At 40.5% G+C, this 12,477-nt stretch carries 10 protein-coding genes and 1 riboswitch; of the genes, 6 read left to right on the top strand and 4 right to left on the bottom strand.

Annotation, left to right across the window (positions count from 1 at the left end; translation table 11 throughout):
- Positions 1–18 precede the first annotated feature (18 nt).
- Positions 19–861: a hypothetical protein gene (locus tag OQ289_RS20595; protein ID WP_270088614.1), complete on the top strand. Its 843-nt coding sequence runs from the start codon at positions 19–21 to the stop codon at positions 859–861.
- Between the two features lie 66 nt (positions 862–927).
- Positions 928–1,032: riboswitch (SAM riboswitch) on the top strand.
- A 477-nt stretch (positions 1,033–1,509) separates the two neighbouring features.
- Complete coding sequence (locus OQ289_RS20590; RefSeq protein ID WP_033566032.1) at positions 1,510–2,466, top strand: methylenetetrahydrofolate reductase; 957 nt, start codon at positions 1,510–1,512, stop codon at positions 2,464–2,466.
- A 144-nt stretch (positions 2,467–2,610) separates the two neighbouring features.
- Here OQ289_RS20590 and OQ289_RS20585 read toward each other — a convergent pair whose 3' ends face one another.
- The gene (locus OQ289_RS20585) at positions 2,611–4,281 is read right to left on the bottom strand and encodes a glutamine--tRNA ligase/YqeY domain fusion protein (RefSeq protein WP_270088613.1); all 1,671 of its coding nucleotides are present in this window, start codon (positions 4,279–4,281) and stop codon (positions 2,611–2,613) included.
- A gap of 225 nt (positions 4,282–4,506) precedes the next feature.
- On the opposite strand from OQ289_RS20585, the gene OQ289_RS20580 reads away from it, so the two are divergent.
- Positions 4,507–5,775 carry a hypothetical protein gene (locus tag OQ289_RS20580; protein WP_270088612.1) on the top strand — a complete coding sequence of 423 codons (1,269 nt, stop codon included), beginning with the start codon at positions 4,507–4,509 and terminating at the stop codon, positions 5,773–5,775.
- Positions 5,776–5,887: 112 nt separating this feature from the next.
- On the opposite strand, the gene OQ289_RS20575 is transcribed toward OQ289_RS20580, so the two are convergent.
- The 3 genes from OQ289_RS20575 to OQ289_RS20565 form a co-directional block, all read right to left on the bottom strand.
- Positions 5,888–6,535, bottom strand: coding sequence for a carbonic anhydrase (locus OQ289_RS20575; protein WP_443020413.1), 648 nt, complete (start codon positions 6,533–6,535; stop codon positions 5,888–5,890).
- A 195-nt stretch (positions 6,536–6,730) separates the two neighbouring features.
- The gene (locus OQ289_RS20570) at positions 6,731–8,266 is read right to left on the bottom strand and encodes a SulP family inorganic anion transporter (protein ID WP_270088611.1); all 1,536 of its coding nucleotides are present in this window, start codon (positions 8,264–8,266) and stop codon (positions 6,731–6,733) included.
- A gap of 89 nt (positions 8,267–8,355) precedes the next feature.
- Positions 8,356–8,697 (bottom strand): hypothetical protein, encoded by a 342-nt coding sequence (locus tag OQ289_RS20565; RefSeq protein ID WP_270088610.1) that lies wholly within the window; start codon positions 8,695–8,697, stop codon positions 8,356–8,358.
- Between the two features lie 215 nt (positions 8,698–8,912).
- Between OQ289_RS20565 and OQ289_RS20560 the strand changes: the two genes are divergently transcribed.
- The 3 genes from OQ289_RS20560 to OQ289_RS20550 all read left to right on the top strand — a co-directional run bounded on the left by OQ289_RS20560 (position 8,913) and on the right by OQ289_RS20550 (position 12,338).
- On the top strand, positions 8,913–10,469 hold the full coding sequence (locus OQ289_RS20560; RefSeq protein ID WP_270088609.1) for a helicase HerA-like domain-containing protein: 1,557 nt from the start codon (positions 8,913–8,915) through the stop codon (positions 10,467–10,469).
- Between the two features lie 64 nt (positions 10,470–10,533).
- Positions 10,534–11,445 carry a sugar phosphate nucleotidyltransferase gene (locus OQ289_RS20555; protein WP_270088608.1) on the top strand — a complete coding sequence of 304 codons (912 nt, stop codon included), beginning with the start codon at positions 10,534–10,536 and terminating at the stop codon, positions 11,443–11,445.
- Positions 11,446–11,639: 194 nt separating this feature from the next.
- Positions 11,640–12,338 (top strand): TIGR02117 family protein, encoded by a 699-nt coding sequence (locus tag OQ289_RS20550; RefSeq protein ID WP_270088607.1) that lies wholly within the window; start codon positions 11,640–11,642, stop codon positions 12,336–12,338.
- Positions 12,339–12,477 lie beyond the last annotated feature (139 nt).

The raw sequence follows: 12,477 nt of genomic DNA, 5'->3' as shown, positions 1-12,477 counted from the left end.
TATTATCGGACCAATTGAATGAAATACCTATCAATCCTCTTATTGGCGTTGCTCCTGAGTTCATGTAATGAATCGGTAAGGCTACCTCCGGGCAATTATCAGATGACATGCGCTTATAAGGAAAATGAATATCTTAACGATAGTAAACATAATAAGGAGAGGGTAGGGTGTAATGTGGCATGTGACCATGAGATTTATCACCGATCTTTTCTATCGTTAAAAGACAATTATTCATTTGTTCTCGGATTGGATGATATTTTATTACATGGAAGCTATGAAATCGACGGTCGTAAGATTAGACTAAAAGATGAGAAGGGTGCCGAGCTCGTTTTGGAAACGAAGAAACAAGGGCAAGATTGTATCCAATTTTTTGCTGTCTTTGATGAGATTTACAGTCAAGTAGTACCCGCCAATGAGCGTCTGTATTTTAATTTTGTACGGGATGAAACTACACCAATTGAGAGCGAAAGTAAATTTTCCTATGCGCTTAATCAATGGAGGATAGCGCCTAGTGAGCAGGAGTCCAAAGCAGCCATCAAAGATCGGCTGTTGAACAACCTCGATTATGTATGTGCCTATGTACAACATGTACTTAATTCTGGTGTCTATCACGGATATAAGATGGATGGTATCCCAACACCACTTGTGTATCAGGAAAATGGAATAGTCCTTCGCGACTGGAAGGAGGTACCCGATACTTGGAAAGCTATCTTTTATGATGAAGGGGATGCCCATCAAGCGTATCAAATGATGTATGAGACCTTTAAGGGCACCTCTGTGAATCGATACAAAAAGTCTGGTCTTTTGGTGGTATTCTATTATCTAAAAGATCTTCGAAATGCAATTGAACAACAGGAGTGATGAAACATAATATCTTGTTTTGACGATTTAATTTTGAGTTGTCGCTTTGATTATCGATATTAGCTCCGCTTATGGAGAAAGGCAGAGGGAATAGACCCGATGAAGCCTTAGCAACCTGTCTGAAGACAAGGTGCTACATTCTACCCCGCCAATCAACGGGAAAGATAAGCCGAAAACACTGTTCCTTGGTGTCTTTCTCTCCGAGCTTTCATATGTTAATTTTTATTATTGTCATCACTATTTGTGGTGCATATAGCTGTTTTTCAGTCTGATAGGTCAATGAGGCAACTCGCTCTGCAGGAATGAGAATGCTGTCTCCATATGAAAAGATAAGTAGGGTAGACAATAATGTCTATAACTGCGTCACTGTTAAAGAAAAAATTATTAGATGAAACCGAGAGATAAATAATGTTGGTGAATAGGACATCATTATTTACTCGAGCTCTCATCAACAGATAAAGAAAAAATTATTAGATGAAACCGAGAGGTAAATAATGTTTGCGAATAGGACAATCATTATTTACTCGAGCTCTCATCAACAGATAAAGAAAAAATTATTAGATGAAACCGAGAGGTAAATAATGTTTGCGAATAGGACAATCATTATTTACTCGAGCTCTCATCAACAGATAAAGAAAAAATTATTAGATGAAAATCGTCGATCACATTAAAAACGCCAAAGGGAAAACGCTTTTTTCTTTCGAATTGTTGCCGCCAGCGAAGGGGCAGAGTATCCAGAGTATCTATAAGACAATGGACGAACTCATGGAATTCAAACCGCCTTTTATAGATGTGACCTACCATCGAGAAGATTACTTGTATAAAGAGCATGCAGGTGGACTTTTGGAACGGGTAGCTTATCGCAAACGACCAGGTACAGTCGCCATATGTGCAGCCATCATGAATAAGTATAAAGTGGATGCCGTGCCACACTTAATCTGCGGAGGTTTTACCAAAGAGGAGACTGAAAATGCATTGATAGATCTCAATTTCTTAGGTATCGACAACGTATTGGTTCTTCGTGGCGATGCTCGTAGAGGAGATGCTGATTTTATCCCGACAGATGGAGGACACACCTATGCCACAGACTTGCTCGAACAAGTCTTGGATATGAATACCGGTAAATATCTGCATGAGGATATTGTCAATTCAGAAAAAACTGACTTCTGTATAGGCGTGGCAGGTTATCCTGAAAAACATTTTGAAAGTCCTAATTTCAATACAGACTTCAAATTCTTGAAAAAGAAAGTGGAGATGGGAGCCGAGTTTATCGTGACCCAGATGTTTTTCAATGTAGAAAAATACAAAGAATTCGTGACGAAATGCCGGGAGCATGATATACATGTGCCCATTATCCCAGGACTGAAACCGATAACATCCAAAAAACAATTGGTAACATTACCTCGCGTTTTCCATTTGGATATTCCGGAAGAATTGAGCGATGCGATTGCTGACTGTCATACCAATGCTGATGTTCGTCAAGTTGGTCAGGAATGGCTTGTTCAACAATGTAAAGAGCTGATTGACTTTGGAGCACCAGTATTGCATTTTTATACCATGAGTAATCCTGGTCCCACCAAGAAGATTGTGGAACAGTTATTTTAAGGGAAAAGAGGCAGCTGCTTCATAAACCTACAAACGCTTCGCGCTGCTATCGCCTGGTCTGATCAGGGTTCTTCATTCAAGGGGAAAGTCATTAATAGAATAAAAGAAAAGCCTGTTGCAACAGGCTTTTCTTTTGACAAAATTTTATCCTTTTTTGACTTCCTTTGCCCAAGAGTCCTTGAGCGTCACGGTTCTATTAAAGACGAGATTTTCTGTAGTAGACTTGGTATCTAAGGTAAAGTATCCCAATCGTATAAATTGGTAACCCTTTCCTGCTTCAGCTGTTGCCAAGTCTGGTTCCAAATAAGCATTGGAAATGACTTTCAGACTATCGGGGTTGATGGTCGATTTGAAATCCTCTTCCGCAGCTGGATTTTCGACATTGAACAAGCGCTCGTACAAGCGGACTTCAGCTTTTTTAGCATGTGGTACGGATACCCAATGAATTGTTCCCTTAACCTTGAGTCCACTGGTATCCTCTCCAGATTTCGAATTAGGGATATAATTACAGTGGATTTCGGTCACATTGCCATTTTCATCCTTTACAAAATTGTGGCATTCTACAATATAGGCATTCTTTAATCTTACGGATAGTCCAGGGCCAAGTCTAAAGAATTTTTTAGGAGGCTCTTCCATAAAATCATCGCGTTCTATCCAAAGCTCTTTGCTGAATGGAATCTTGCGAGAACCCTCGCCCCCTTCTACTTCTGGATTGTTTTCGCCCTCCAATTCTTCTATCTGACCATCGGGATAATTGGTGATAATCATTTTTATAGGATCCAATACGGCCATCCTACGCCAAGCAGTTTTATTGAGGTCTTCCCGTATGCAGAATTCCAATAATCCCATATCAATGATATTCTCCCGTTTAGCTACACCAATCCTATCGCAAAAGTCTACTATACTCGCGGGGGTATACCCTCGACGGCGCAAACCACTTATTGTGGGCATCCGCGGATCATCCCAACTTTCGACATGATGCTCATTGACCAATTGTAGTAGTTTACGCTTGCTCATCACTGTATAATTCAGATTAAGCCTCGCAAATTCATACTGTTTTGACGGAAATATTTCTAACTTCTCTATACACCAATCGTATAGTGGACGATGTGGGATGAATTCCAGTGTACAAATCGAGTGTGTAATCTTCTCGATAGCATCACTTTGTCCATGTGCAAAGTCATACATCGGATAGATAGGCCAAGCATTTCCTGTGCGGTGATGGTTGGCATATTTAATGCGATACAATAATGGATCTCGCATATGCATGTTTGGACTGGACAAATCTATTTTGGCCCGCAGCACCTTTTCTCCTTCTTGGTACTTCCCTAAACGCATTTCTTCGAATAGACGTATATTTTCATCTATCGAACGGTCTCGGTATGGTGTAGGGGTTCCCGGTTCTGTCGGGGTTCCCTTAGCAGCTGCAATTTCTTCAGCGGTGCTATCGTCCACATAGGCTAGGCCTTTTTTGATTAAGTCAACCGCAAAATCGTAAAGTTGCTGGAAGTAATCGGATGTATATAGTTCTTCGGCCCATTCGAAGCCTAACCATTTGATGTCTTTTTTGATGCTTTCTACATACTCTGTGTCCTCTGTCACAGGGTTCGTATCGTCAAATCTGAGGTTGGTCTTACCTTTATATTTCTTTGCCAATCCAAAGTTAAGGCATATAGATTTGGCATGTCCAATATGAAGGTAACCATTAGGCTCAGGAGGGAAACGTGTCAGTACACGTCCATCGTGCTTCTCCGTACGGAGATCCTGCTCAACGATTTCTTCGATAAAATTTAATGATTTCTCTTCATTTTCCATATTGCAAAGTTAATTATTAACCCTGATATTTTTGCAGTACATTCGGCAGCTAATCATAGCTTTCCTCGATTGGTTTTACCCATTTATTTATATCTTTAACACGTTTGGTTGGCATGTGTCACCTGATACGACTATCATTAGTATATCACTTGCATGTAAACCGAGCGTAATGAGCTCAGGATGTCAATGGAGCTTACAAGCATTATTCAAACACATTATACTCCGATGAAAAATCGCTATTTGTTATTGATTATAGTACTCTTTCCCTTGCTTGTCAAGGCACATAAACCGAAAAAGCCAACACTCATCGTGTATGGACATGATATCGAGGCCTTTTCCGCGGCTATTCAGAGTGCCAAGTCGGGGGTGCCCACCCTGTGGGTAGTTGATAGCGAAAAGCTTGTCCCTGCTGTGACAGAGGTACGAACCGCAGTTCGGACGAACGATAATCTGGATGCGGGCATTTGGCGAACTTTGCTATTGGCTTCTCATCCGGCAATGACTCCCAGCGATTCCACTGTCAAATCTATTCGAGTAGATATGAATCCTCAGCTCATGAAAAATGCTGTAGATAGATTGATGGCACAAGAACCTAATTTAAGTGTACAAAAGGGGCAAAAGATAATAGGGCTAAAGAATGGCGGAAATCGATGGCAGGTCACGCTTGCTAATAAGCAAAAGTACGAGGTGGCTGTGCTTCTAGACTTCTCGAATACCGAAGAATTGAGTCAACTGATTGGGTTCAAACCCTCCGCAACGACAGAAGTAAAGCCCATCGAGCAGTATACGACAGCGGAGCAACGGCTATGGATGGCTAGTGGGATAGGTCCCAATCGAGTAATGGCTTTTGCGATGGATACTTTTCTATCTGGTTATAAGGATAATTACTTTAACATGCGACATTTAATCATATCGTTAGGCAATGAAACGGAGTATGTGCCCTTGAGGAGTAATATTGGGCAGGCGCTGGGTGCCATTGGAGGGTACTGTGCATTCTTTAAGACTTCTGCTGATAAAATAGATGTCCGAAAGGCGCAAGACGAACTTCTGCAGTATGGTGCAAAATTGATTCCTTATCAAGATATACCAGTAGACGACCCGTTTGCACTGGGTATCCAGAAATTTGGATTGACCAGTTTATGGCAGGAGCCTCTTTCGGATGGGAAGTATCTCTTTCATAAGGATGATCGAATCAGTTTTGAAAATGTCAAGCCGGTCTTCAATCAGCTCTATTCGCGCAGTCAGATTTGGTTTTTGGACAATACTGGGGATTATCTCAAATGGAAGGATGCGCTAAGCTTGATTAAATATGTGAGTCAGCGTGGGGATGAATTGGATAAGCAAATTGAACAGGAGTGGGTCAAAAAATTGAGATTCGAAGGGACTTTCGAGTTGGAACAATATATTTCCAAGTATCAGTTTGCCGTTATTGTGGATAGATATTGCAATCCTTTTGTTGTTCGCGTAAACGCAGAGGGCAAAATAGTTCGATAATAAAATTTCAATGACTCCTTTGCATCACCAACAGACCTAAAGGTTCTGGATGTCCATTGAGTACGAACATTTACAAAAAAAAAGGGGATCCATTTGGATCCCCTCTCTTGTATTAAGAAAAAGCAAATACTTTTCCGAGGGCTTCATTATTAGTGAAGGTCGTTTTTAAGTCAATTAGTTCACCTGAACCGATATTGATAACCATACCATGTACAGCAAGGTCATCACGTTCTTTCCACGCATTTTGTACGATAGAGGTGGTGCAGAGGTTGAAGACCTGTTCCACGACATTCAATTCTACCAATCTGTCTGTTTTCTTCTCTGTATCTTGTATCGAGTCGATTTCTTCTGCGTGTAGGCGGTATACATCCTTGATGTGGCATAACCAGTTGTCAATAACACCATATTGTTTGCGGCTTAAAGAAGCTGCGACCCCTCCACAGCCATAGTGACCGGCCACGATAACATGCTTTACTTTAAGCACGTTAACAGCATAGTCAAGTACGCTGAGCATATTCATATCCGAGTGTACACATACATTTGCAATGTTGCGGTGTACAAATACCTCACCTGGTTTTGTTCCTGTCAGTTCATTTGCAGGGACACGGCTGTCAGCACAGCCGATCCATAATATTTCGGGATTTTGTCCCTTAGAAAGTTGTTCAAAACGACCTGTATTGTCACTTTTTACAAAATCCATCCATTCTTTGTTTCCTGTTATAATTTTATCGAATCCTGCTTTTAAAACTTCGTTTTTCATTTGAATAAATTATTTTAAGAGAGTGTATGCCACTCGGGTTATCTTTTTTAATGATAAAGCCCTACCTGCAATAGGCAGGGCTTTGTAAATGTATGTTTTATTGATGAGGTTGCCTTCGATTGAATGGAGACAACTCTCGGATATGCTGTTGGATATTATTTGTACTCTACATACAAATCTCGGCAATTAAATGTTTTATTTTTTATAAATAATATCCGTTAACTGGATGTCTCGACCTTTACTTATTGCATTTTGCTGAAAGTCTTTGATAACTTCGATTACATCCTTGTCGATAAACTTGCTTTTAGAGCCGTTTATCTCGATTTTTCCAATACTTTTTGGCAAGCTGTAAAGCTTTTGCTGTATAGGTGCTTTATTTAAGAATGTTACTTCCTCGGCCAAAGTAATGACGGCCGTTTCTTCATCCTGATGTTTGACAATGTCGAATTTGAAAGCATTTTTCATATTAGCCTTTAAGATATAGAAGGTCGCAATTACGATCCCTACACCTACACCTGTTAATAGGTCAGTAAATACCACCGCTGCAATTGTCATTGCAAATGGAATAAATTGGTCCCATCCCTTTACATACATTTCCTTGAAAAGCGCGGGCTTAGCCAATTTGAAGCCAGTATGCAACAGAATTGCCGCCAAACAAGATAATGGAATGAGGTTAAGCACTGTCGGGATTGCCAACAATGCGAGGAACAACCATGTACCATGTAAGATTGCCGATTGACGCGTGCGTCCGCCTGCATTTACATTGGCAGATGAGCGAACGATGACAGAAGTCATTGGAAGCCCACCGAGCATACCACTGGTAATATTGCCGACACCTTGGGCAATCAACTCGCGGTTGGTTGGGGTATTACGTTTGAATGGATCGATCTTGTCTACTGCTTCTATACTGAGTAAGGTCTCTAGACTGGCAATGATAGCGATCGTCAGTGCAACTATCCACACATCTTTATTCAGGATTTGTGAAAAATCCGGTAGCGTAAAGAGGCCTGTAAATTCACTGAATGAACCTACAATAGGCACGGTGACCAGTTGTTCTGAACTCAACTGCAGTCCAGTGCCTTGGAAAGCCATTGCTAAGCCAAGGCCCACACCTACGACTAATAGTGGAGCTGGGAGTTTGTTCAGCTTAGGGATCTTGGGCCAAAAAATAAGGATCAATATGGACAGCGTACAAATGATTAAGGCTCCGTAACCAATTGAGGAAAAAAGTGTATTTGCAAATGCTGATATACCACCTCCATTGTCCATTTCAAAGGCATGGCTTTCGGTCAAGCCTAATGCTAGTGGAATCTGTTTTAAGATAATCGTGATACCGATAGCGGCTAGCATGCCGATGATAACCGAAGATGGGAAATAGTTTCCAATCATTCCCGCCTTCAATATCCCTAAGATAAGCTGGACCACCCCAGCAATTACTACCGCAAGTAGAAAAGTCTCATACGCTCCTAGTTGTTGAATAGCGCCCAATACGATGACCGTAAGGCCGGCGGCTGGACCACTTACACTGAGAGGCGATTTACTAATAGAAGCAACTACAATACCTCCGATTACTCCTGTCAAGATGCCTGCAAAAAGAGGTGCTCCAGAAGCCATGGCAATGCCAAGACATAATGGCAGAGCCACTAAAAATACGACAATACTTGCAGGGAAATCATATTTTAAGTCTCTTTTCGATAGTTTTAGAAAAGCAGACATACGTGTACCAAACATAAAAATTTTATTTACTGTAAAAAACTAATGATAACATACTTGAACGCTTCCAAAGGAAGGGTTCAATCCAATTCACATGTGTCAATAGCCTAACAGTTAGGAGGCGGGGTGGGTACAGAGGGATGAAAAGAACGGATATCTCGTTCATTTCTGTCAAAAAATGGGTTGCTGTCACAAATAACTTCCGGGTAGGCATACAGATTAATCTCTGTTGAGCTTCCAAAATATTTGGTTCCCGAGTCTTGTAGGTCTTCACCTTGTTGTGCTTTACCCTTTGCGTTGTTCTCGATCTCTAGTTGCAGGACAACTTGGAGGATATGGTTTTTATCAACATCCGTCGAAAAAATGGGGGTAGCAGAAATCACCATCTTCGTGAAGAAGATGAAAAAGCAAATGAATGCTGATATTTTTCTGTGATTTATACTAAACATTTTTCGTTAAATATTTCGGTTCAACGGTACAAAAATAATGCAATATTGGAAAAATCAAAATTAAAAACTTAAATAAGACAATTTTATTACAAAAATTTTGCGAATGAGTCTTTTTTAAATACAAAATTCTATTTCATGCTTTTAGTATAATCTTTGATATAATAGCCAAAGTTGTGTTATATTCACATTATAATTGTCAATTCCAAGAATCAACTATGGCAACAAAGGAACAGTTTATAGAAAAGATTACCCAATCGTATAGTCCAAAAGGAGCATCTATCTTTTTAGGAGCCGGTATTTTTAATGGAGAGATAGTCGCAGGTGCCAAAGTCAACTTGGCGCTAAAGATGATGAATAGACATGGTCTTATTGCTGGAGCGACAGGGACAGGTAAGACGCGTACTCTACAATTGATTGCCGAGCAGCTTTCCAATGAACAAGTTCCTGTATTCATGTTGGATGTCAAGGGTGACTTGTCTGGGTTTGCCCAAGAGGGCAAGTCTAACCCTGCTCTGGAAGAGCGTGGCCTATTAATTGATTATCCTTTCCAACCACAGAGTTTTCCCGTTGAATTGTATTCACTTAGTGGCAATAAGGGAATTCCTATGCGGATTACAGTTGATGATTTTGGCCCCATATTGTTGTCTCGAATCTTGGATTTAAATGAGACACAAACGGGCGTTCTGTCTGCAATATTTAAGTATGCTGCAGATCAGCAGATGCCTTTGGTTGACCTCACTGATTTGAAAAAATTATTATCTTATCTATCAGAAGGTCAGGGAGCAGCAGAAATAAATGATGACTACGGTAGGATCAGTACCGCTACTTCGGGTACGATACTAAGGAAAATTGTTGCAATAGAACAACAGGGATTGGCGCATATATTTGGTGAGCGTGAGTTTGATATCCAAGATCTGTTTGAGAAAATGGACGGTAAAGGTGTAATTAGTCTCTTGAACATCGCTGACGTGCAAGATCAACCACTTTTGTTTTCTACGTTTTTATTGAGCCTTTTGGCGCAGTTGTTTAAAACGCTCCCCGAAGTGGGAGATTTAGACAAGCCGAAGCTGGTGTTCTTTTTCGATGAAGCACATTTGTTGTTTAATGGTGCTTCTAAAACATTCTTGTCTCAAGTTGAACAGATTATTCGGTTGATCCGTTCTAAAGGCGTGGGGGTTTTCTTCTGTACCCAAGCTGCTACAGATGTTCCGGAGACGGTCCTTGGTCAACTCGGCAATCGGGTGCAACATGCTCTACGTGCTTTTACTCCAAATGATGCAGAAGCATTACGAAAGACAGTGAAAACCTATCCTCATTCTGAATTTTATGAAATCGATAAGATACTAACATCGCTCGGTACAGGCCAAGCTATTATCACGGTGCTGAATGATAAGGGTATACCTACTGAAGTCGTCGCTACACATATGATTGGTCCGCGCTCGGTGATGGGAGCGGCAGATCCACAGTTATATAATGATATTATAAATAGTTCTCCATTACTGCAAAAGTATAAGGAGACTATAAATAATCGTAGTGCTGAAGAAATCATCGAAGAAAAGAATACTGCTTATCGGGCTGAGGAAGAGCGTGCCAAAGCACAGAAAGAGGCTGAGAAAGCACAGGTTTCTACCGCTAGGAGCACTTCTAGAAGGCAGACACCGTTGGAAGCAGCCCAAAAGACTGCTACCACCACCCTTGCTAGAGAAGGTGTAAAGTTCCTTGGTAAATTGGCAAATGGACTTTTGACAGCATTTCTGAAGAAAAGAAAATAGAAATTGTATCTTTGCCCTTTAAGTAACACAGTTATTATCAACACGTAAACTATTATATTAAAATATGAGTAAACCAACTTTATTGATTTTAGCTGCAGGAATGGCTAGTCGCTACGGTTCTTTGAAACAAATTGATGGTTTTGGTCCACATGGTGAGACAATTATAGATTATTCAATTTATGATGCAATCAATGCTGGATTTGGAAAAGTGGTGTTTATTATCCGCGAAGAATTCGTCGACAAGATGCGTGAAGTTTTTGATGCGAAATTAGCAGGTAAAATAGAAGTGGATTATGCTTTCCAAGATTTTGATTTAAAGAAATTCGGAATAGATAGAGAAATTGAAAGGTCTAAGCCATGGGGCACAGCCCATGCTGTATTGAGTGCATATGATAAGGTCAAGGAACCTTTTTGTGTAATCAATGCAGATGATTTCTATGGTACCGATGCTTTTCAAAAAATGGCGAAGTTCTTGACTACAGAAGTGTCGGACTCACATATGGCGCTGATGGGTTTCAAAGTTGGTAATACTATGTCCGACTACGGATATGTATCCAGAGGAGTCTGTGATGTGAATGCAGATGGCAATATGGCTGCGGTAACCGAACGTACGAATATCTATTACAAAGAAACGGAAAGCGGAAAAACAATCGTATATGAAGAGAATGGTGTAGAGACAGAATTGAATCCGGAGACACGTGTTTCTATGAATTTCTGGGGTTTTACACCTCGAATTTTCGATGTGGCCTTAGAGATGTTCGCTCCATTTGTTGAGGCAAATGCGGATAATCCAAAATCGGAATTCTTTATTCCGTCCGTTCCAGATCATATGGTCAAGAATAAAATGGCGGATTTTAAAGTTATACCGACATCATCCAAATGGTTTGGCGTTACATATAAAGAAGATAAACCTATTGTCCAAGAATCAATTTCTGCATTGGTAGCTTCAGGAGCTTATCCCGAAAAGTTATTCTAAAAGCAATCGATAAACCGATATTTATAATCCTGTACGTATTTATACTTGCAGGATTTTTTTTGGAATGAATACCTAATTGCCGGCAACTGGTTGATCTCTATGGTCCTGGATAACGAGCAGGCGAATGCCTGCAGGGGTTATAAGCTATCAAATTGATGTTGTGAATACAGGGCATTTTATCTAAGTTTAGCGATATGATAAAGAAGATGCTGAAAATCTTATTAGTTGTATTGATTGCTATCATTGCATTCGCAATCCTTTATTTCTTGACCGAGCGCATCCTCTCTAGGATAGCTGCCAGGGTCGAACCGTCGAACCTGCCTCAATCAGTGGCGGTCTACATTATGTCTAACGGTGTGCACACCGACATTGTCCTACCTGTCAAAAATGAACTCAAAGACTGGTCTACTCTTTTTCCCTTTTACAATATTGTCAGCAAAGACACAGCCTATGCTTATGTAGGGATAGGTTGGGGTGATAAGGGATTTTATCTTCATACCCCCGAATGGAAAGACCTAAAGGCGTCTACTGCTTTAGTTGCTGCGACAGGACTTGGGGAGACAGCGCTTCATGTCAGTTACTATAAACGAGTACAAGAAGACAATCTATGCTATAAGTGGATGATAGATACTTTACAATATCAAGCCTTGGTCGATTACATTGAGGCCTCATTGGATAAGGATAGTGGGGGTAACGCTATATATATCAATACTAACGCTCAATATACTGATGCAGATGCCTTTTATGAGGCTAAAGGAGCTTACAATCTGTTTTATTCATGCAATACGTGGACCAATAATGCCCTCAAACGAGCTAATATGCCAGCAGGGATATGGGCGACCCTAGATAAAGGTATCTTAAGTCATTATAAACCAAAGAAGTCCACTGACTGATTTTACAAGTTTCCGTCGATCAATTAATTTGTTTCCTCCAATAAAGATTGTCGCTCGCAGCAGCCTCGTTGTGATTGTAACAAATATTTTAAGTGCTTTCGCATGTAAGAATATGGATAAACCATTACTTTTGTTTGAT

The sequence above is a fragment of the Sphingobacterium sp. SYP-B4668 genome, assembly GCF_027627455.1.
Classification (GTDB): Bacteria; Bacteroidota; Bacteroidia; order Sphingobacteriales; family Sphingobacteriaceae; genus Sphingobacterium.
The sequence above is the reverse complement of the archived record's forward strand: the minus strand, read 5'-3'. Positions and strand labels throughout refer to the sequence as shown.